The 19,301-nt window shown below is 63.6% G+C and carries 19 protein-coding genes; 12 read left to right on the forward strand and 7 right to left on the reverse strand.

Translation table 11 applies throughout. The features are described 5' to 3' along the window. Positions 1 to 167 precede the first annotated feature (167 nt). Positions 168 to 1,958 carry a glycoside hydrolase family 9 protein gene (locus LNV08_RS10410; RefSeq protein ID WP_263533636.1) on the forward strand — a complete coding sequence of 597 codons (1,791 nt, stop codon included), beginning with the start codon at positions 168 to 170 and terminating at the stop codon, positions 1,956 to 1,958. Here the strand turns inward: LNV08_RS10410 and LNV08_RS10415 are convergent. Then, positions 1,927 to 2,619 (reverse strand): SDR family NAD(P)-dependent oxidoreductase, encoded by a 693-nt coding sequence (locus LNV08_RS10415; RefSeq protein WP_263533637.1) that lies wholly within the window; start codon positions 2,617 to 2,619, stop codon positions 1,927 to 1,929. The genes LNV08_RS10410 and LNV08_RS10415 overlap by 32 nt on opposite strands. A gap of 20 nt (positions 2,620 to 2,639) precedes the next feature. Continuing rightward, a complete protein-coding gene (locus LNV08_RS10420) occupies positions 2,640 to 2,879 on the reverse strand; it encodes a TIGR02450 family Trp-rich protein (RefSeq protein ID WP_263533638.1) in 240 nt (79 codons plus the stop codon). 150 nt (positions 2,880 to 3,029) lie between these two features. Between LNV08_RS10420 and LNV08_RS10425 the strand changes: the two genes are divergently transcribed. The 8 genes from LNV08_RS10425 (at position 3,030) to LNV08_RS10460 (ending at position 13,198) form a co-directional block, all read left to right on the forward strand. Beyond that, a complete protein-coding gene (locus LNV08_RS10425; protein ID WP_263533639.1) occupies positions 3,030 to 4,040 on the forward strand; it encodes an NAD(P)/FAD-dependent oxidoreductase in 1,011 nt (336 codons plus the stop codon). A 104-nt stretch (positions 4,041 to 4,144) separates the two neighbouring features. Next, positions 4,145 to 7,252: an EAL domain-containing protein gene (locus tag LNV08_RS10430; RefSeq protein WP_263533640.1), complete on the forward strand. Its 3,108-nt coding sequence runs from the start codon at positions 4,145 to 4,147 to the stop codon at positions 7,250 to 7,252. A gap of 360 nt (positions 7,253 to 7,612) precedes the next feature. Then, positions 7,613 to 9,175 (forward strand): ABC transporter substrate-binding protein, encoded by a 1,563-nt coding sequence (locus LNV08_RS10435; RefSeq protein ID WP_263533641.1) that lies wholly within the window; start codon positions 7,613 to 7,615, stop codon positions 9,173 to 9,175. After that, entirely contained in the window at positions 9,175 to 10,185 is a 1,011-nt protein-coding gene (locus LNV08_RS10440; RefSeq protein WP_263533642.1) for an ABC transporter permease, read from the forward strand. The genes LNV08_RS10435 and LNV08_RS10440 overlap by 1 nt, the downstream gene beginning before the upstream one ends. Positions 10,186 to 10,214: 29 nt before the next feature. Then, entirely contained in the window at positions 10,215 to 11,093 is an 879-nt protein-coding gene (gene nikC, locus LNV08_RS10445; RefSeq protein ID WP_263533643.1) for a nickel transporter permease, read from the forward strand. Further along, on the forward strand, positions 11,090 to 12,019 hold the full coding sequence (locus tag LNV08_RS10450; RefSeq protein WP_263533644.1) for an ABC transporter ATP-binding protein: 930 nt from the start codon (positions 11,090 to 11,092) through the stop codon (positions 12,017 to 12,019). Before nikC ends, LNV08_RS10450 begins: the two co-directional genes overlap by 4 nt. Beyond that, entirely contained in the window at positions 12,016 to 12,789 is a 774-nt protein-coding gene (locus tag LNV08_RS10455; protein ID WP_263533645.1) for an ABC transporter ATP-binding protein, read from the forward strand. The genes LNV08_RS10450 and LNV08_RS10455 overlap by 4 nt, the downstream gene beginning before the upstream one ends. Before the next feature lie 37 nt (positions 12,790 to 12,826). After that, positions 12,827 to 13,198: a methylglyoxal synthase gene (locus LNV08_RS10460; RefSeq protein WP_263533646.1), complete on the forward strand. Its 372-nt coding sequence runs from the start codon at positions 12,827 to 12,829 to the stop codon at positions 13,196 to 13,198. A gap of 5 nt (positions 13,199 to 13,203) precedes the next feature. Here the strand turns inward: LNV08_RS10460 and LNV08_RS10465 are convergent, their stop codons facing one another. Continuing rightward, on the reverse strand, positions 13,204 to 13,500 hold the full coding sequence (locus LNV08_RS10465; RefSeq protein WP_263533647.1) for a hypothetical protein: 297 nt from the start codon (positions 13,498 to 13,500) through the stop codon (positions 13,204 to 13,206). Between the two features lie 356 nt (positions 13,501 to 13,856). On the opposite strand from LNV08_RS10465, the gene LNV08_RS10470 reads away from it, so the two are divergent. Together LNV08_RS10470 and LNV08_RS10475 are read left to right on the forward strand one after the other, a co-directional pair. Next, on the forward strand, positions 13,857 to 14,024 hold the full coding sequence (locus LNV08_RS10470; RefSeq protein ID WP_263533648.1) for a hypothetical protein: 168 nt from the start codon (positions 13,857 to 13,859) through the stop codon (positions 14,022 to 14,024). A 148-nt stretch (positions 14,025 to 14,172) separates the two neighbouring features. Then, positions 14,173 to 15,843: an NAD(P)/FAD-dependent oxidoreductase gene (locus tag LNV08_RS10475; protein WP_263533649.1), complete on the forward strand. Its 1,671-nt coding sequence runs from the start codon at positions 14,173 to 14,175 to the stop codon at positions 15,841 to 15,843. 4 nt (positions 15,844 to 15,847) lie between these two features. On the opposite strand, the gene LNV08_RS10480 is transcribed toward LNV08_RS10475, so the two are convergent. From LNV08_RS10480 to LNV08_RS10495, 4 genes are all read right to left on the reverse strand, one after another. Next, complete coding sequence (locus LNV08_RS10480) at positions 15,848 to 16,714, reverse strand: hypothetical protein (protein WP_263533650.1); 867 nt, start codon at positions 16,712 to 16,714, stop codon at positions 15,848 to 15,850. Between the two features lie 114 nt (positions 16,715 to 16,828). After that, on the reverse strand, positions 16,829 to 17,707 hold the full coding sequence (locus LNV08_RS10485; RefSeq protein ID WP_263533651.1) for a TIGR02285 family protein: 879 nt from the start codon (positions 17,705 to 17,707) through the stop codon (positions 16,829 to 16,831). A 77-nt stretch (positions 17,708 to 17,784) separates the two neighbouring features. Then, positions 17,785 to 18,651 (reverse strand): TIGR02285 family protein, encoded by an 867-nt coding sequence (locus LNV08_RS10490; protein ID WP_263533652.1) that lies wholly within the window; start codon positions 18,649 to 18,651, stop codon positions 17,785 to 17,787. A gap of 62 nt (positions 18,652 to 18,713) precedes the next feature. Further along, the gene (locus LNV08_RS10495; RefSeq protein ID WP_263533653.1) at positions 18,714 to 18,953 is read right to left on the reverse strand and encodes a hypothetical protein; all 240 of its coding nucleotides are present in this window, start codon (positions 18,951 to 18,953) and stop codon (positions 18,714 to 18,716) included. A 59-nt stretch (positions 18,954 to 19,012) separates the two neighbouring features. Between LNV08_RS10495 and LNV08_RS10500 the strand changes: the two genes are divergently transcribed. After that, positions 19,013 to 19,294 (forward strand): DUF427 domain-containing protein, encoded by a 282-nt coding sequence (locus tag LNV08_RS10500; protein ID WP_263533654.1) that lies wholly within the window; start codon positions 19,013 to 19,015, stop codon positions 19,292 to 19,294. The last annotated feature ends 7 nt before the right edge of the window (positions 19,295 to 19,301 follow it).

Here is a 19,301-nt window from a genome sequence, read left to right on the forward strand (position 1 = left end):
ACTCGCCGATGTTCCTGCTTTTATCTTCTCGATTCAGTCCTGCCGCTCGCCCCTTTCGACGCGCTCTTCGACGCGTCCTTTGGGCCGCCCTGCATTGCGCATGCCTGAGCCAGGGCGTCGCGGCTGCAAGCCCGCGTGTTGTCAAAGCAGAGAAGGTGGAGGGCTTGGTGAGCCTGCCCAGCGCTGCGCTGCAAGTGCATATCAATCAGGTCGCGCTGGAGCGTTTAGGCCCCAAGGTGGCCGTGGTGAGCGCCAAAGGCCCTGCTGTGTCGGGCCGTTACCGCGTGCTGCGCGATGGCCAGGTGCAACTCGAAGGAGAGCTCACCGCGCTGCCGGCCTTTGAGGCCTGGACGCCGGGGCGCCAGCATTTTGAGCTCGACTTTTCGCAGCTGACGCAGCCCGGGCGCTATCAGCTTGAGGTCTGGGTTGGCGGGCGCCATGCCCGCTCGGCCCCCGTGCAGGTCGAAGATCAAGCGCTGTTTAAGCGCACCGCTGCGGGCTTGCTCGATTACTTCAAGCAGTCCAGGCATACCGATGCCGGTGACCACCGTCGCCGCGTGTTTGAGACCGATCGCTATGTCGATGTCTGGGGCGGCTGGAATGATGCGGGTGGTGACACCGGCAAATACCTGTCCCATCTGGGCTACGCCAACTACTTCAACCCGCAGCAAGCGCCCATGGCCGCCTGGGTGCTGGCTCACAGCGCGCATGAGTCGGCCGCGCTCTACGCCCGCGCCGGGCTGCTGCGCCAAGCGCAGGATGAAGCATTCTGGGGCGCCGACTATCTGCACCGGGTGCTGGACCCGGCCGGCTATTTCTACACCACCGTCTTTGACAAATGGGGCGCCGAGGGCGCCGAGCGCATGGTCGTGGGCTACGAGGGTGAGGACGGCGTTTACACCAGCGGCTACCGCAGCGCTTACCGGGCCGGCGGCGGCATGGCGATCGCGGCCTTGGCGCGGGCCGCCATATTGGCCAAGAGTTCCGGGCGCCAGGGCGAGTTTTCGGCGCAGACCTATCTGGATGATGCCCGCCGCGCCTTTGCCCATCTGCAAACCCACAACATCGGCTACACCGCCAATGGGCAGGAGAACCTGATCGACGACTACACCGCCTTGCTGGCGGCCGTGGAGTTGCAACGCGCCACCGGTGAGGAGGAATACCTCCAAGCCGCCCGCGAGCGGGTCGCGCAGATGCTCAAGCGCCAGGACGCCGATGGGCATTTCTACAGCGACGCGATTGGGCAGCGGCCTTACTACCATGCGGTTGAAGCCGGCTTGCCCGTGATCGGTCTGAGCCACTATCTGAGCATCGAGCCCGACGCCGCACGGCAAGCCATCGCCCGCCAGGGCATTGGCAAGGCTTTGGAGGCGCAGCAGCGCCTGGATCAAGCAGTCGCTAACCCCTATGCCTACGCTCGCCAGCGCTTCCGCCAAGCCGCCCCGGGCACCGAGCCCGGCCCCGTCCAGAGCGGCTTCTTCATTCCGCATCGCAATGAAACCGGCTATTGGTGGCAGGGCGAAAGCGCGCGCCTGGCTTCACTCAGCACGGCCGCCGTGCTGGGTGGCAGGGCTCTCGATGCCGTGAACGGCCAAGCGGCGCCGAGTGGGGCTGCCAACTTCGGCGTGACTGCCGCACAAGCGCGCAGCGCCCAAGCGCAGCTCGACTGGACCCTGGGCCGCAACCCTTATGGCATCTCGATGTTGTACGGCTTTGGTGCGCTCAATCCGCCGGCTGCGCCTAGCGCGGCCGGCGTGATGCTGCGCGGCGGCGTCTCCAACGGCATCACCGGCGCGCCCGACAGCGATGGTGGCACAGGCATCGCCTTTGCCAACGGCCCCACCGACGACCAATGGCGCTGGAACGAGCAATGGCTGCCGCACACGGCTTGGCTGTTGATGGCCGCTGTGACGATGGCCCAGCCACCTACCAAGGCAGGCGCTCACCCGAGTAACTGATGAACTGGCCGGTGTCAGCCGGGCTCAGCCCGTCCAGCACCGCCAGCATCTCGGCCACTGCGACATCGGCGGGCCGGCCAATCTCGGCGCCGCGAAACGGTGCCGATAGCGCCGAGCTGACCGTGCCCGGATGCAGCGCCACCAGCACGGTCTGCGGCTGGCTGCGACGCAACTCAATGGCGGCGGTTTTGATCAGCATATTCAGCGCCGCTTTGGATGCGCGGTAGCTGTACCAACCGCCCAAGCGGTTGTCCTCGATGCTGCCGACCTTGGCCGACAGCATGGCCATCACGCCACGCCGACGGTCCAGCAAGGGGCTGAAGTGGCGCAGCAGCAGGGCGGGGCCCAAGGTGTTCACGGTGAAGCTGCTGAGCAGCTGCTCGTAGCTGAGCTGGCCGAGCTGCTTTTCGGGCATGAAACCGGGGCGGTGCAAGACGCCGGCGGCGTTGATGATGAGCTGAAACTGCCCTTGCGGCGCCAGCTCGGCTGCGGCTGCGGCTGCGGCGATGCTGCTCTCTTGCTCGAAATCAATCGCCGGCAACGTCTTGCGCCCCAGGCCCAGCACCAGGGCGCAGCGTGGGTCAGCTTGAAGCTTTTGGACAAACGCCGCCCCGATCGCGCCGCTGGCGCCTAGCACCAGCGCCCGGTAAGCCTCGGGCATGGAGGCGAGCAGCGGCCCGCTCACAGCCAACCCTGGCGCCACTGCGCCGAGTCTTGCAGTTCGCGCCAGTCAATGCGCTGGCTGCGCTTGGACATCACCGCCTCCAACTCGACCGCTTCCACCGCGAGAGTTGCTTGAAGGCGCCCGGGCAGGGGGTCGGCATGGATGACGCGGGTCACAAGAAAATGCTTTTCTTTGGCCTGGGGCCGCACGGCCGTCCATTTACTCAGGTGCAGCTTCTTGGGATGTATCGGATTCATGGTCTTGAGGCTAGCCGAAATCGAAACCTTGAGCCTCCGGCCGGCGCTATACCTGGTCGGGCCGGCGGGGGATCGCGCCCAAGCAGCCGCGAGAATGGCGGGCGAAGCAAGAATGCCGAGCCGAGGATGCTTAAACAGGAGTTTTTATCTATGCCTTCAGCTCAGCATGTGGCCGTCATCGGCGCCGGCCTGGCCGGCTTGTCTTGCGCGACGGCGCTGCAGGCGGCGGGTCACCGGGTAACGGTTTTTGACAAAAGTCGGGGCGTGGCCGGACGCATGAGCACCCGGCGCGGCGAGGGCTGGGCCTGCGACCATGGCGCTCAGTACTTCACCGCTCGCGACGGCGCGTTCGTCGCCGAGCTGGCGCGTTGGCGCCAAGCGGGGGTGGCGGCCGTCTGGTCGCCGCGCTTGGCGGTGTTTGGCGAGGCTGAGCAGCACCGGCAGGACGGGGCCTTGCAGCGTTTCGTGGGTACACCGCATATGACGGCGCCGGCCCAATGGTTGGCCGGAAATTTGGCGCAAGCGGTGCGTTTAAGTCAGCAGATTGAGGCGATCTTGCCTGCGGCCAAGGGCTGGCGGCTGCAGGCCGGCGGTACTGCGCTGGACGATGTTTTTGACGCGGTCGTGCTGGCGCTGCCCGCGCCTCAGGCCGCGGCGCTGCTGCAGGGGTGTGCGCCTGAGCTGGCGCAGCAAGCGGCGGCGGTGCGCATGCGTGCCAGCTGGGCCGTGATGTTGACCTACGAGCAAGCGCTGGAACTGGGCTTCGACGCCGGTTTCGTCAATGCCGGGCCGCTGCGCTGGCTGGCGCGCAACAGCAGCAAGCCGGGCCGCATGGGTGCGGAAAGCTGGCTGCTGCATGCGCAAGCCGAGTGGAGCGAGGCCAATCTGCAAACGCCGCCCGAGCAGGTGGCGGCCGAGCTGCAACAAGCCTTCAAGGCGCTGGGCGGGGTCGTGAGCGAGCGCTGGACGGCGCACCGCTGGCTCTACGCGGACATGGCGCCGAACCCGACGGGCGTGGCCGAGCTTGGCTCGGCCGGCCCAGCGATCTGGGACGCGCGTCTGAGCCTGGGTTTGTGTGGCGATTGGCTGGGTGGCGGCAAGGTCGAGGGCGCCTGGCTGAGCGGGCAGGCCGCAGCGCGGCGGGTGATTGCTGGCGCTTGAATTGGCAAAAAACCCAATTGGGGCGAACACGAGTAGGCGGCGCACTTTGTTGCTTCACAATATGCCGTCGAAAGTCAATGCTATGTAGCCCTGAGGTTTGATTGATGAAACCAGCCCAAGCCCAGCCCAAGCCAGAGCGGGACTCGAAGCAGGATGCACAGCAGCACAAAGAGCAGGAGTCAGCGCGACTGAGCGCCCTGCAGGCCCTGCAAGTGCTGGACAGCCCGCCCGAGCCTGAGTTCGACGCCTTGGTGCAGGCCGCCGCCCTGGCTTGCGCCGTGCCGATCGCACGCATAGGCCTGGTTGACGAGCAGCGGGTCTGGTTCAAGGCCGGTGTTGGGCTGGAGGGGCTGGATGAGCTGCCCCGCCATGAAGCGTTTTGCGCGCTGACGATTTTGCAAGATGACATCTTCGAAGTGGAAGATGCCAGTCACGATGAGCGCTTTCGCCAGCTGCCGGCCATTGCCGGCCCGGTCGGGCTGCGTTTTTATGCAGGAGCGGCCTTGCGCTTGAGCGGGGGCCAGATCGTGGGCACCTTGTGCGTGCTGGATGTGCAGCCGCGCAAACTCAATCAAGCGCAGCGCGACGTGTTGCTGCACCTGGCTCAGGCCGTGGTGCATGCCCTGGAGTTGCGGCGCAGCGCCCTGGCCGAGCGGCAAGCCGCGAACGCTTTGGCCGAGCGCAATGCCTGGTTTCAAACGCTCAATGAGGCGGCGCCTATCGGGATCTTTCACAGCAATACCAGCGGTGCTTGCAGCTATACCAACCCACGCTGGCAAGAGATCTTCGGCTTGGCTGCGGAGCAAGTGTTGGGGCAGGGCTGGTCGCAGACGATCCACCCTCAAGACCGGGCGCGGGTTGTCGAACATTGGTTGAGCTGCGCCCGCTCGCAGCGCGAGTTCGAGATGGAGTTTCGTGTGCATGCGGCTGGCTCGGGCCTGCGCCATGTGCATGTGCGTAGCCGGCCGGTGCTGGGGGCGGCGGGTGAGTTCATAGGGCATGTCGGCGCGGTGGAAGACATCACCGAGCGCATCCGCTCGCAGGCAGAGCTGGCGGCCAGCCAAGCGCGCTTGAGCATGGCGCTGGACAGCGGCCGCATCGGCATCTGGGAGCTTGATCTGCATAGCGGTCAGCTTGTCTGGGATGACTGGATGCACCGTCTTTATGGGCTTGAGCCCAGCGGCAAGCCGATGACTTACTCCGCTTGGGCGGCCTGCCTGCATCCGGATGATTTGCGGCGCGCCGAGCATGAGGTGCAGCAGGCGATCAAGGGCCTGAAGCCTTTTGATACCGAGTTCCGCGTGGTCTGGCCTGATGCCAGCGTGCATCATCTGCGCGGCTCGGCGCGGCTGATGTTTGATGAGCAGGGCCGGGCGCTGCGCATGGTGGGCGCCAACTGGGATTTGACCCAGATTCGCCAGCTGGCCGAAGAAATGGCCGCGCGCATGGGCTCGGTGCTGGCCGAGCAGCATGAACTGCTCTTGGTCACGCTGCGCTCGATCGGGGACGCGGTCATCACGGTTGACTCATCAAGCCAGGTGGTTTGGCTGAATCCCGCGGCCGAACAGCTGACCGGCTGGGCGGCCGAGGAGGCACGCGGGCGGCCGCTGGAGCAGGTTTATCACATCGTCAATGAACAGTCCCGCATGCCGGTCGAGAACCCGGTGCTGGCTTGTTTGAAAGAAGGCCGCAAGATCGCGCAGTCCGCCCCGATCTTGCTGATCTCCCGCACCGGCGAGGAATATGGCGTGCAGGATTCGGTGGCGCCGATCCGCAATGATCAGGGCGCCATCTTTGGGGTCGTGCTGGTTTTTCATGATGTCACCGAGCAGCGCCGGCTGAGCGGCGAGATGACTTACCGCGCCACCCATGATGCCTTGACGGGCTTGATCAACCGCTCGGAGTTTGAGCTGCGCCTGCGCCGCGTCCTGGAGCAAGCGCAGGGCGACCGCAGCCAACATGCCTTGCTCTATATCGATTTGGATCAATTCAAACTGGTCAATGACGCCTGCGGGCACGCGGTCGGGGATCAGCTGCTCAAGCAAGTGGCCGGCATCTTGGCGGCTGCGGTGCGCAACCGCGATACCTTGGCGCGGCTGGGCGGCGATGAGTTTGCGGCGCTGCTGGAGCATTGCTCGCCCGCGCAGGCGCAGCGAGTGGCGCAGCAGATTTGTGATCGCATGGAAGAGTTTCGCTTCGCCCACGAAGAGCGCCGTTACCGCATCGGTGCCAGCATAGGCCTGGTGCCGATCAGCGGGCGCTGGCCCTCGGCGGCGGCGATTTTGCAAGCCGCAGATACCTCTTGTTATGCCGCCAAAGAGCAGGGGCGCAACCGCGTGCATACCTGGTTCGACACCGATCTGGCGATGCGGGCGCGCCACGGTGAGATGCAGTGGACCGGGCGCATCGAGCAAGCCCTCGATGAAGACCGCTTTGTGCTGTATGCGCAGCGCATCGAGGCCTTGCATCTGGCGCCGGTGGCCAGCACGGCGCAAGCGTCTGCCTTGCCCGTCTTGCCTGCCGCTGGCCTGCACGCCGAGATCTTGTTGCGCATGGTGGAGCCGAGCGGGGCCTTGGTCTTGCCGGGCGTGTTTTTGCCTGCGGCCGAGCGCTTTAACCTGGCCACCCGGATAGACCGCTGGGTTTTGCGTCATGTGCTGGACTGGATGGCGGCCGAACCCGAGCTGGCGGCGATCAAGATGCTCAGCGTCAATTTGAGCGGGCAGTCGATCGGTGACCGGGCCTTCCATCGCTGGGCCATTGCGGCCTTGACCGAGGCCGGGCCGGCCTTGTGTGGCCGGCTGTGCATAGAAATTACCGAGACGGCCGCCATCACCAGCTTGGCCGATGCGGTGCTTTTCATCGAGCAGGTGCGTGCGCTGGGCGTGCGCGGCGCGCTGGATGACTTTGGCGCCGGCGCCTCGTCTTTTGGCTATCTGAAGCATTTGCCGGTCGACTATCTGAAGATCGACGGGCAGTTTGTGCGCGACCTTGTCAATGACGCGCTGGACGAGGCCGCCGTGCGTTGCTTTGTCGACGTGGCGCAAGTGGTGGGCATGCAGACGGTGGCCGAGTATGTGGACAGCCCGGCGGTCTTGGCGCGGCTGCGCGAAATCGGGGTGAACTTTTCGCAGGGATTTTTGCAGCATGAACCCATGCCGCTGAGCGAGCTGATTGGCTCCAGGCTCAATGCGCTGCCGCAACCGGCGTGAGTCGCCGGCGCGAGCGGGCCGGAGCAAGCCATGCATTTGCCGCACAATGCGGGCCTTCGCCGCAGCCCCTCACGCTTGATCCTAGATTCGGCAGTTGACCGCTCCCCAATGTGAATAGACATCGATGACCATTGAGAACACTCGCGTTTACGAAATTCACCAATCAGGTGAGAACGCTAATCGCCCGCCTGAGCCGAACCGGAACTCGCTGTACAGCGTTGCTTCTCCTCGTGGGCAGGAGCCCACTTCGTCGTCGCGCCTTGCCAGCAAGCCCCGGCTCGACTCCTTCGGGTGCTTTCAACTGCCGAATCTAGGATGAGTTCTCCAAATCCTGATCGCCGTCGCCTTCTGAGCAGCGCCATGCTGCTGGCCACGGGTGGCCTGACCGCTTGCGGCCATGTCGGCACGCCCAAGGACACGCTGGTGCAGGCCTTCGCCTTCGATGACATCACCAGCATGGACCCGGCCACGTCCTTCGAGATCTCCGGCGGTGAGATCCTGGGCAACACCTACGAGCGCCTGGTGGGCTTTGATCTGGATGAACCCAGCCGCATCGTCGGGGTCTTGGCCGAGTCCTGGCAGATCTCAGCCGACGGGCTGGAGATCAGCTTCCAACTCAAGCCGGGCCTGCGTTTCGCTTCGGGCAATCCGCTCGGCGCCGAGGATGTGGTGTTCTCCTGGCAGCGGGCGGTGCGCATGGACAAGACGCCGGCCTTCATCTTGACCCAACTGGGTCTGAGCAAAAGCAATGTGGGCGAGCGCGTGCTGCAGACCGGCCCGCTGGCGCTGACGCTGCGCATCGGCAAGCCCTTTGCGCCCAGCTTTGTCTTGAATTGCCTGACCGCAACGGTGGCCTCGGTGCTGGACAAGCGGCTGCTCTTGGCCAAGGAGAAGGACGGCGATTTGGGTGCCGGCTGGCTGAAGCTCAACCACGCCGGCTCCGGCCCCTGGAAGCTGCGCGACTGGCGCGCTAACGAGATTTTGGTCATCGAACGTAATGATGTATTTCATGGCCCCAAGCCGGCGCTGACCCGCGTGATTTACCGCCATGTGAAGGAGGCCGCGACGCAGCGCCTGCTGCTGGAAAAAGGCGATGTGGACATCGCCCGCAACCTGGCGCCGCAAGATCTCGGCCCGCTGGCGGCGCAGCCAGGCATCTTGCTGACCCAGCAGGCCAAGGGCGTGGTGTATTACCTGGGGCTTAACCAGAGCAACCCGCTGCTGGCCAAGCCTGAGGTGCGCGAAGCCTTCAAATGGTTGGTGGACTACGACGCCATTGGCGCCACCTTGATCAAGGGTATTGGCCGGCCGCATCAGAACTTTTTGCCGCAGGGACTGTTGGGTGCCAGCAGTGAGCAGCCCTTCAGGCTGGATGTGGCCAAGGCGCGCGCGCTGCTGGCCAAGGCCGGGCTGGCGGACGGCTTCAAGATCACGATGGATGTGCGCACGATTCAGCCGGTGATGGGCATTGCCGAGGCCGTGCAGCAAACCGCTGCCCGCGCCGGCATAGCGATCGAGATCATCCCCGGTGACGGCAAGCAGGTGCTGACCAAATACCGCCAGCGTCGCCACGATATTTTCATCGGCGACTGGGGCACAGATTATTGGGACCCGCACAGCAATGCCGATACCTTCACTCGCAACCCCGATAACAGCGACGGCGCCAAGAACAAGCCGCTGAGTTGGCGCAATAGCTGGGACATCCCCGAGCTAACGCGTCAGACCGACGCTGCCGTGCTGGAGCATGACGGCGAGCGGCGGGTGCAGATGTATGCGGCGCTGCAGGCCGAGTTCCGCAAGACCAGCCCCTTTGTGATGCTGTTCCAGCAGACGCAGGTGGCGGCGCTGCGCAAAGGCGTGCAGGGCTTCCGCTTGGGGCCCACTTCAGATACGACCTATATGGCGCCGGTGAGCAAGCTGTGATGCCTTTTCTTAAAGCCCTGATTCGCTTCTTGCCGGTCGTTGCGCTGACCTATCTGGGTCTTTTGGCCGTTACCTTCTTCATCGGCCGGGTGGTGCCGGTGGACCCGGTGCTGGCCGTGTTGGGTGACCGCGCGACCGAGGACCAGATGGCGCAGATGCGCGAGACCATGGGCCTCAACAAGCCCCTGTGGGAGCAGTTCGGCAGTTACGTGGCCAAGGTCGCGCAGGGCGACTTCGGCGTCTCGGTGCTGACCGCACGTCCGGTGCTGGACGACATCGTCCGTGTCTTCCCTGCTACGCTGGAGTTGGCGACGCTGGGCATCCTGATCGGCGTCGGCGTTGGCGTGCCGCTGGGGGTGTGGGCGGCGGTTCGTCGTGGCCGTCTGGCCGACCAGCTGGTGCGGGTAATGGGTTTGATTGGTTACTCGGTGCCCATCTTCTGGCTCGGACTGATGGGCTTGGTGCTGTTTTATGCCAAGCTCGATTGGGTCAGCGGCCCCGGGCGTATAGGCATCGCCTTCGAGTACAGCGTGCCCCGCGTCAGCGGCCTGATGCTGCTGGACTGCGCCTTGGCCGGCGAATGGCAGGCCTTCAGGAGCGCGCTCTCGCATCTGGCCCTGCCCGCAGGTTTGCTCGGCTACTTCTCGCTCGCCTATATCAGCCGCATGACGCGCAGCTTCATGCTGAAGGAGCTGAGCCAGGAATACATCGTGGCGGCGCGCGCCAAGGGCTTGAGCGAGGCGACCATCATCTGGCGCCATGCGCTGCGCAATGCGGCCGTGCCTTTGGTGACGGTGATCGCGCTGTCCTACGCGGGTCTGCTGGAAGGCTCGGTGCTGACCGAGACGGTGTTCGCTTGGCCGGGTCTGGGTCTCTACATCACCAACTCGCTGCAGAACGCCGATATGAACGCGGTACTGGGCGGCACGCTGGTGGTCGGCTCCATCTTCATTGCTTTGAATCTGTTCTCCGACCTTATGTATCGTTTACTGGACCCGCGCACAAGATGAGCGGAGCGTCTTCTTTTCACCGTTGGTTGATGAGCGAGCAGCCGGGCTCGCGGCGGCAGGCTGCGTTTGGCCGTGCGTACGCCGGCTGGCGAGCTTTTGCTCGCAACCGGCTGGCCTTGGTAGGCCTGGCCATCGTGCTCGGGCTCGTGCTGGTGGCCGCCTTGGCCCCATGGCTGGCGCCCTATGCACCGAATGTCGGCGACCTCATGACGACGCGCCTGCTGCCGCCGTCGGCAAGCCATTGGCTGGGCACCGATGACCAGGGCCGCGATATCTTGTCGCGCATCCTGCATGGCTCGCGCATTACCTTGTTTGTGGTCACCTTGGTGGCCTTGTTGGCGGCACCGATTGGCTTGTTGGTCGGTACCGTGGCTGGCTATTTCGGCGGCGTGGTCGATGCGGCGCTGATGCGGGTGACCGATATCTTCTTGGCCTTCCCGCGCCTGATTCTGGCCCTGGCCTTTGTTGCTGCGCTTGGCCCCGGCATCGAGAACGCAGTGCTGGCGATTGCCATCACCTCCTGGCCGGCCTATGCCCGCATCGCTCGCGCCGAGACGCTAACGATTCGCCATGCCGACTACATCGCCGCCGCGCAACTGCTGGGCGCCTCGCGCTGGCGGATTGTGTGGCGCCACATCATGCCTTTGTGCCTGCCTTCGGTGATCGTGCGCGTCACCTTGGACATGGCCGGCATCATCCTGACCGCCGCCGGCCTCGGCTTCTTGGGTCTGGGTGCGCAGCCGCCCAGCCCCGAATGGGGCGCGATGATCGCGGCCGGCCGGCAATATGTGCTGGACCAATGGTGGGTGGCGGCGGGGCCGGGTCTTGCCATCTTCATCGTCAGCCTAGGCTTCAACTTGCTCGGCGATGGCCTGCGGGACGCGCTTGACCCTAAGGCTGGCGAATGAGTGATTCGAAAAACATGCTGGAAGTCGAAAACCTGCGGGTGAGCTTTCCGAATCGCGACGGGACGTTCAGCGAAGCGGTGCGCGGCGTGTCTTTCCAGCTCGGCCGCGAGCGTTTGGGCATCGTTGGCGAATCCGGTTCGGGCAAGTCGCAGACCGGTCGCGCCATCTTGGGCCTGTCGGCGCCCGAGGCGCGGGTCAGTGCGGATCGCCTGCGCTTTGACGGCATTGATCTCTTGGCCTGCAGCCCGAAGGAGCGCCGCAGCCTGCGCGGCCGGCGCATCGCCATGGTTTTGCAAGATCCGAAGTATTCGCTCAACCCGGTGATGCGCATAGGCGCGCAGATCGCCGAGACCTTGCTCGCGCATCAGCGTTTGGCAAAGGACGAGGTGCAGCGCCGGGTGATGCAGGCGCTGGCCGATGTGGCGATCGAAGATCCCGAGCGGGTGGCGCGTCTCTACCCGCATGAGGTGTCCGGCGGCATGGGGCAGCGGGTGATGATGGCGATGATGCTGATCGCCGAGCCACAGCTCTTGATCGCCGATGAGCCGACCTCGGCCCTGGACGTCACCGTGCAGCTGCAGGTGCTGGGCATTCTCGACAAATTGGTAAGGGCTGATCGACCCCTGGGCCTGGGCGAAGCGCAGGCCGTCCCTCAAGGGGAGTCGGGCGGCTTGGGTCGGCCCGGCACCGCCCAGCGCGGCATGGGCCTGATCTTCATCTCGCACGATCTGCGCTTGGTGGCGACGTTTTGCGACCGCATCCTGGTCATGTATGCGGGCCGGGTCGTCGAAGAGGTCAAGGCCAGCGAGCTGCATGCGGCCCAACATCCTTACACGCAAGGCTTGCTGAATTGCCTGCCGCAGCTGGGGGCGCCGCGCCATCCGCTGCCGACGCTGCAGCGCCAAGAGGCCTGGAAAACATCATGAGCATAGGCTTGAAAATCAGCGGCCTGCAGGTGCGCTTCGGCGCTTTCACCGCCGTGCATGACTTGAACCTGGAACTCGCGCCGGGTGAGAGTTTTGGCCTGGTCGGTGAGTCGGGCTCGGGCAAGTCCACCGTGCTGCGGGCGATTTGCGGCTTGGCGCCCCTGGCAGCAGGCGCGGTCCAGCTGACCGGCGCTGGTGAGCTGCCAACTCCCGGTAGCAAGGCCTTCAGGCGCGCGGTGCAGATGGTGTTTCAAGACCCTTATGGCTCACTGCATCCGCGCCAAACGGTCGACAGCATGTTGGCCGAGGCGCTGGCCATCCACGCGATAGGAGATGCCGAGCGGCGCATCGAAGCGGTGCTGGGCGCGGTCGGGCTGGGGGCGGGCTTTCGATTCCGTTACCCGCATCAGCTCTCCGGCGGCCAACGCCAGCGTGTTGCGATTGCGCGGGCGTTGATTCTGGAGCCCAAGGTTTTGCTGCTGGACGAGCCGACCTCGGCGCTTGATGCCTCGGTGCAGGCCGAGGTCTTGAACCTGTTGGAGCGCCTGCGCGCCGAGCGCGGCCTGACGTTTTTGATGGTCAGCCATGACTTGGCCGTGGTCACGCATTTGTGCGAGCGCCTGATGGTGATGCGGCAGGGGCGCGCGGTCGAGAGCCTCAGCGCCGCCGATTTGGCCGAGCGGCGCGTCAGCGCCGACTACACCCGTCAGCTGATGCAGGCCTCGGCCGGTTTTGTGCGTGGCGCCTCTCTTGGCCCTTCTTCGTCTTGACGCTGCGCTGTAACCGCCAGTCTCTAAGATGAGCGCCATGAAACTCGCACTGATCGCCCACGACGGCAAAAAGAACGATATGGTGGCCCTGGCCGCCAAGCACCTCGCCTTGCTGCAGACTTGCAGCCTGATGGCCACCGGCACCACCGGCCGCCGCTTGAGTTCGGAGTTGGGCCTGACGGTCGACTGCCTGCTCAGCGGCCCGCATGGCGGTGACCTGCAAATCGGTGCCCGCCTGGCGGTGGGCGAGGTGGATGCAGTGATTTTTTTGCGCGACCCGATGACGCCGCAGCCGCATGAGCCCGATATCAATGCGCTGGTGCGCGCCTGTGACGTTCACGATGTGCCCTGCGCCACCAATCTGGCCGGTGCCGAGTTGATGCTGCAGGCCTGGACGCAGCGAGCCTGAGGGTTTCAGTCCGGCGCCGGGCCGGCTGGGGCACCCAGCACGGCCTTGATCAGCCGGTTCAAAAAGCTGTCAGGTGCCAATTCTTTGCTGGCGCTGGGCTTTCTGGCCTCAATGGCCAGCTTGCGGTAAAGCGCTTGTTGTTCCTCGTTGACGCCCAGGCTTTGCCAGCCGTCGGCGGTCAGCTCGAAGTTGTTGGCGATTCTTTCGCGCTCGGCCCGGGCCGCCTGCAGGTCGGCGGGTGAGGCCGCACAACCTGCCAGGGCGAGGGCGATCAACAGGGCTTGCAGTAGGGCTTGTTTCAATGGAGGGCGAGAGTTTGGCTGGACTTGCGCCAGTCTTGCCTTGGAGTGCGGGCGCGGCAAGCGGGTTCGTCAAAGTGCAGATTTCAGCCCTGCAAGAGGGCGTTTTGGGGCACCTTGGCGGCGGCGACTGCACAAAAATATGCGTGCGGCTTGGGCGAATCTCGTTTCCAAAGTAAAATGCCGGATTCTCTCCAACTCAGCCGGGTTGAAATTGGGCGCATTTGAGGCCCGATCGCGACTGCGGCTTCCGCTGAGCGTGCTTGCATTCAAGCAGCGCCTGAGTGGAAAAGGGGTTGGTGAATTTTTGCATTCAGCTTCGCTGTCAGCTTTATCAATCCTTTGTACTGGAGCCACTCATGGGCAACAAAATCATCACCGAAGCCGCTCGTCGTGCTACTCCTCGTCCTGCCGCTCCTGTTGGCGTGACTTTCACCGCCGGCCACGGCCAGAAGTGCAGCCTTGAGCGCGGTGTGCACACTCGCAGCAAGAAGAACCCGGGCAAGCGCCCAAGCAAGGGCGGCTGATTGGCCGAAACCCTGTGGCACCAACATCCGGCGAGGATTTGGTGCCCGCGATAAGAATTGACACGAGGCCCTGGACGGGGCCTTTTGTCATTTCTGCAACAGCTTTTCATCAGATCGGGTTTGCAGCCCAAGCCCTTGAGCGACCACCATGCTTCGCATCACCGAACTCCGCCTGCCCTTGAACCATGCCGAGGACGCACTGCGCCCGGCGATCGTTCAGCGCCTGGGTGTGCTTGATGCGGACCTGCGAGCCTTCACCGTTTTCAAACGCAGCTACGACGCACGCAAAAAGTCGGCCATCGTGCTGACCTATACGGTGGACTGCGAGTTGACCGGTGAAGCTGTGGTGTTGCAGCGTTTCGCCGGCGACAGCCATATCAAGCCGACGCCGAACACCGACTACCATTTCGTCGCTCAGGCGCCTGCGAGCTTTTATGCCGGGTCGAATCCGCAGCCGCGACCCCTCGTCATCGGCTTTGGTCCCTGCGGTATTTTTGCGGCGCTCATCTTGGCGCAGATGGGTCTTCGCCCTATCGTGCTGGAGCGCGGCAAGGACGTGCGCCAGCGCACCAAAGACACCTGGGGCCTGTGGCGCCAGGGCGAGTTGGACCCGGAATCCAACGTGCAATTTGGTGAGGGCGGGGCCGGCACCTTCTCGGACGGCAAGCTCTGGAGCCAGATTTCCGACCCACGCTTTCTGACCCGCAAGGTCTTGACCGAGTTCGTCAAGGCCGGCGCGCCGGAAGAAATTCTCTACGTCAACAAGCCGCATATCGGCACCTTTCGTTTGGTGTCGATGGTGATCAAGATGCGGGCCGAGATCGAGGCCTTGGGCGGCGAGATCCGTTTCGAGCAGAAGGTCTCGGATGTGTTGATTGAGGATGGCCCCGATGGTCAACATATTCGCGGTGTGACGCTGGCCTCGGGCGAGCAGATCGCCAGCAACCAGGTGGTGCTGGCGCTGGGGCATAGCGCGCGCGACACCTTCACGATGCTGCATCAACGCGGCGTCTATATGGAAGCCAAGCCGTTTTCTATCGGCTACCGCATCGAGCACCCGCAAAGCATCATCGACGCGGCTCGTTTTGGCGCCAGCGCCGGCCACCCTATCCTGGGTGCTGCCGATTACAAGCTGGTGCATCACGCCAAGAACGGCCGCTCGGTCTACAGCTTTTGCATGTGCCCCGGCGGTACGGTGGTGGCGGCGACCTCGGAGCCCAACCGTGTCGTCACCAATGGCATGAGCCAATACTCGCGCAATGAGCGCAATGCTAATGCCGGCATCGTCGTCGGCATCAACCCGCAAGATTACCGCCAGGATGGCAAGGCAGATGGCCCCGTCAATCCGCTCGACGGCATGGCCTTCCAGCGCATCTGGGAGAGCCGCGCCTACGAGTTGGGCGAGGGCGGCTACAAGGCGCCCGGCGCGCTGGTGGGCGACTTCATCAAGCGCCAACGCAGCAAGGTGTTTGGCAATGTCGAGCCGTCCTACAAGCCCGGCGTGACGCTGACTGACCTGCAGCAAAAAGGCCATGGCAGCTTGCCCGACTACGCGCTTGAGGCGATCCGCGAGGCGCTGCCGGCCTTCGAGCGCCAGATCAAGGGTTTCTCCATGGCCGACGCGGTCTTGACCGGCGTCGAGACGCGCACCTCATCGCCGCTGCGCATCACGCGCGGCCGTGACTACCAAAGCCTCAACGTCAAGGGCCTGTACCCCGCCGGTGAAGGTGCGGGTTATGCCGGCGGCATCATGTCGGCCGGGGTGGACGGCATTGAAGTGGCCGAGGCCTTGGGCGCGGCCATGCTGCAGCCATCTTGAGGAATCATTCGCTGTAGTGCGGCTTGCTGCGGCGCAGATAGAACTGCTCGATTTGCGGTTTCAGTCGCTCTAGCGCCGCTCCGCTGAACCAGTCGGCGCTTGTTTTTCGCATATGAGCCGCGCCGGCGGGCGTGCCGAGCACCTGGTCGATCGCCTTGACGGCGGCCAGCCCCCAGGCCGTGCGAGGGCAGGCAATGCCCAGCACCAGCGGCTCAGAAGCGCCTTGGATGGGCAGATCGACGAAGGGCTTGACGTCAATATTGCGGGCGCTCATCTGCGCCAAAGCGCCATTCGATTCGATCAGATAGTCGGCGCGATCACGCGCCAGCATGTCTTGCAAGCGCGAGCCATAGCCTGCCATTGAATAGTCGACCAATTGCTTGTTTTGGCCTTGGCTGGCCAGCAGGCGGTCAATAGCCTCGCCGTAGCTGCGCCCGCGGGCATATGCACCGCGCAAAGAACCTTTGTTGATCAGTAGTTCCAGATCGACCTCACCCGCTGAGTTGCGCGGCACAAGTGCCAGTTTGTCGCGCCGCACCAGCAACTCTGCCGGCGGCGCTAGATGGGTGTCGGCAAAGTAAGCTTGCTGCTCGCGCTGTGCGGTGCGCACCGTCACCGGGCGGCAGGCATGTTCGCCGCGCTCAATCATCTGCCAACTGCGCAGCGCGTTCACCGACAAGTATTCATGCTGAATCGCCGGCAGGCGCTCGACTATATAGGCCGTCGCCGGGTTGATTGCTTTGGCGTCGGCCTTCATCCAGATGATGCGTTCAAGCGCGGGCGGCTGCGCGTCGGGCTGCGAGATGCCTTGTGAAGCCAAAGCCGTCAATGGCCAGGCGAACAAAGCCAGCAGCAGCGCAGGCAACTTCATTTTGATGGCCTCCATGGCTGAGTGGCTTGGTGCGGACCAGTTTAGAGCATGTTCTTGGCCGCGCAATCCCCGCAATCCCCGCAGTTGGCGCAGCGCCTGGAGTGCCTAGGGTGCTTAAGGGTAATGCGTTAGTTTGCTGCGCTCTTTGTAGAACTGCTCCAAGCGGGGCCCATAGATGCGCAAGATCTCCGGTGTGGCCCAGCGCGTGCCGGCGCTTCTGAGCAGGCCCAAGCCGGCCGGTGAGGACATCAGCTTGTCGATCTGCCGAATCGCGCTCAAACCCCAGGCATTGCGTGGGCAGGCGATGCCGACAACGAGCGGTTCACTGGCTCCTTGAATCGGTAGGCCGACGAGCTGACTGCGCGCTATGCCGCGTTCGTCCAGTGTGCGCAGCGCGACATCAAAATCGACGGTGAAGTCGGCATGCCCTTTGAGCACCATCTGCAGCACATTGTCACCAAAGCCTTGGGAAGAGAAGAACTTCAGCGTCCCGCCGGCCGGGCGGCTTGCCACCGCTGCGTCTACCGCTGCACCATAGCTTCGCCCTTCGACCAGAGCCCCTTGCAAGTTGCCCTGGCGCAGCATCTGAGGCAGATCGACTTCACCCTTGGTGTTGAGCGGCAGCGCCGCCAGATGAGCTCGGTTGACGATCAATTGAGCGGGTAGCACCAGCAAGATATCGCTGAAATAGGCCAGCTTTTCGCGCTCGGCGGTGTGCACGGCGGTGGTGTGGCAGGCCGGCTCGCCATTGCCTATCATCTGCCAGCTGCGCTTGGAATTGGCCGTGAGCAACTGATGCTGAACTTGCGGCCATTCGCTGTCCATGAAGGCGATCAGCAGCTCGGTGATACCGTAGCTCGGCCCCTTGCTTTTGTGGGCGGGCGCGTCGGATGAGAGCCATTGGATGTGGCTCACCACGTCGCTGGCCGCACGGCTGCTCCCGGTCGGGCACGCACCGAGTATCAGCAGGGCGAGGGCGGCAGCAAAGCGCATGGGTTAGGCTCTCCTTGATCGCTGCGCTGAAGCCTAGGCAGCGGTGGAAGTATCGGTCCAAATTTCTTGGGCTTGATTCAGGGGCCAAACTGGGTCGCTTGAGCGCGGCTCTTGTAAAACGCGTCGATCTGCACGGCAAAGCGCGGCAGTTCATCTCCAGTGGCCCAGCGTGCACTCGTTTGCCTCAACATGGCGACACCCGCGGGTGTGCTCAGCGCCGCGTCTATCAGCTGAATCGCAGCCAATCCCCAGTGGTTGCGCGGGCAGGCCACGCCAACCAGCATCAGCTCGGAAACGCCTGCAATGGGGAAGCTCAGCAAGGTTTGCTGCCGATTTTCAACCATCAACATCGCTTGGTGGTACTCGATGGTGTAGTCCGCCCGGTCGCGCGCGATCATTTGCAGCACTTGAACGCCGAAGTCGCTGGGCGTTATCACGCTGATGGCCTGGTTCGGCGGTCGCTCGGCCAGCAGCTTATCAATGGCTGTGCCGTAGCTGCGTTGGTTCACCAAAGTGCCGCGCAGCTGCGTCGTATTCAATAGTGAGCCCAAGTCCACTTCGCCGAACTTGTTCAGTGGCAAGGCAGCCGCCTTGTCTTTGCGCACGATCAATCGCAGCGGCGGCGTCAGTTCTGTGTTCGAAAAGTAGGCCAAGCGTTCACGCTCAGGATTTCGCACTGCCGATGCAATGCAAATTCGGTCGCCCTGCCGCAACAATTGCCAGCTGCGTTTGGCATTGGCGGTGATGAGCTGATGACTGATCTGGGGTGTTTGCTGCTTGATGAATTCAAGCATTGGGTCGACAGAGCCCGCGCTGCGCAAAAAGTCTTTCGACATGGATGACTCGGACTTTAACCATGTAATGCTGTCGAACGTGACCGTTTGAGCCTGCGCGAGCAAGGTGCTGGCGCATAGCATCGAGGCAACGAGGGCTTTGACGATCATGGCTTTCAGGTCTTTGTCTGTTTGTTTGTTTTTCTTGCTTACTTGCTTGCTCGGCCAGTCCTTTAGCTTTGTTGCAGCATCTCGATCAGCTCCTTCAAAAAAGCCAGCGCTTCTTCCGGCGTGGCAAAGTAATACTCGCCGCCCAGGTCGGCGGCATCGCCGTCGGGGCCGATATGCACGACCGACCAGCCCTGTGCGCCGCCGTCGATGGCACAGATGCCGAATGAGCCGGGGCTGAGGTCCTTGGCAGAGCCGGAGGTGACAAAAATGTCGCGGTCAAGGTGGGAGTGGTAGCGTTTCACCGCTGCATTGTCGGCTGTCCTATAGTCCGCCCCATATTGTTCATGGCAGGAGACTCAAGATGAAAGCAATTTGGCAGGGTGTGGTCGTGGCCGAAAGCCACAAAACGGTTGTGATCGAAGGCAACCACTACTTCCCGCCCGAGTCGCTCAAGCGTGAATACACGACTTTCAGCAACCACCGCACTGGCTGTGCCTGGAAGGGCCAGGCCCATTACCTGAGCCTTTTCGTCAACGGCGAGATGAACCCGGATGCGGTCTGGTTCTACCCTGAGCCGACCGAAGCTGCCGCCGAGATCAAGGGTCACTATGCGTTTTGGAAGGGCGTGCAGATTCAGGAGTGATGGTGCA

Source organism: Paucibacter sp. TC2R-5, from assembly GCF_025717605.1.
In the GTDB taxonomy this organism is placed as follows: Bacteria; Pseudomonadota; Gammaproteobacteria; order Burkholderiales; family Burkholderiaceae_C; genus Paucibacter_A; species Paucibacter_A albus.

What these genes read in the sequence shown, in the direction of transcription:
- LNV08_RS10415 (WP_263533637.1), bottom strand. Translation starts at nt 2,619, where the DNA reads ATGCCCGAGGCTTACCGGGCGCTGGTGCTAGGCGCCAGCGGCGCGATC.
- LNV08_RS10420 (WP_263533638.1), bottom strand. Translation starts at nt 2,879, where the DNA reads ATGAATCCGATACATCCCAAGAAGCTGCACCTGAGTAAATGGACGGCC.
- LNV08_RS10425 (WP_263533639.1), top strand. Translation starts at nt 3,030, where the DNA reads ATGCCTTCAGCTCAGCATGTGGCCGTCATCGGCGCCGGCCTGGCCGGC.
- LNV08_RS10430 (WP_263533640.1), top strand. Translation starts at nt 4,145, where the DNA reads ATGAAACCAGCCCAAGCCCAGCCCAAGCCAGAGCGGGACTCGAAGCAG.
- LNV08_RS10435 (WP_263533641.1), top strand. Translation starts at nt 7,613, where the DNA reads ATGCTGCTGGCCACGGGTGGCCTGACCGCTTGCGGCCATGTCGGCACG.
- LNV08_RS10440 (WP_263533642.1), top strand. Translation starts at nt 9,175, where the DNA reads ATGCCTTTTCTTAAAGCCCTGATTCGCTTCTTGCCGGTCGTTGCGCTG.
- nikC (WP_263533643.1), top strand. Translation starts at nt 10,215, where the DNA reads ATGAGCGAGCAGCCGGGCTCGCGGCGGCAGGCTGCGTTTGGCCGTGCG.
- LNV08_RS10450 (WP_263533644.1), top strand. Translation starts at nt 11,090, where the DNA reads ATGAGTGATTCGAAAAACATGCTGGAAGTCGAAAACCTGCGGGTGAGC.
- LNV08_RS10455 (WP_263533645.1), top strand. Translation starts at nt 12,016, where the DNA reads ATGAGCATAGGCTTGAAAATCAGCGGCCTGCAGGTGCGCTTCGGCGCT.
- LNV08_RS10460 (WP_263533646.1), top strand. Translation starts at nt 12,827, where the DNA reads ATGAAACTCGCACTGATCGCCCACGACGGCAAAAAGAACGATATGGTG.
- LNV08_RS10470 (WP_263533648.1), top strand. Translation starts at nt 13,857, where the DNA reads ATGGGCAACAAAATCATCACCGAAGCCGCTCGTCGTGCTACTCCTCGT.
- LNV08_RS10475 (WP_263533649.1), top strand. Translation starts at nt 14,173, where the DNA reads ATGCTTCGCATCACCGAACTCCGCCTGCCCTTGAACCATGCCGAGGAC.
- LNV08_RS10480 (WP_263533650.1), bottom strand. Translation starts at nt 16,714, where the DNA reads ATGAAGTTGCCTGCGCTGCTGCTGGCTTTGTTCGCCTGGCCATTGACG.
- LNV08_RS10485 (WP_263533651.1), bottom strand. Translation starts at nt 17,707, where the DNA reads ATGCGCTTTGCTGCCGCCCTCGCCCTGCTGATACTCGGTGCGTGCCCG.
- LNV08_RS10490 (WP_263533652.1), bottom strand. Translation starts at nt 18,651, where the DNA reads ATGATCGTCAAAGCCCTCGTTGCCTCGATGCTATGCGCCAGCACCTTG.
- LNV08_RS10500 (WP_263533654.1), top strand. Translation starts at nt 19,013, where the DNA reads ATGAAAGCAATTTGGCAGGGTGTGGTCGTGGCCGAAAGCCACAAAACG.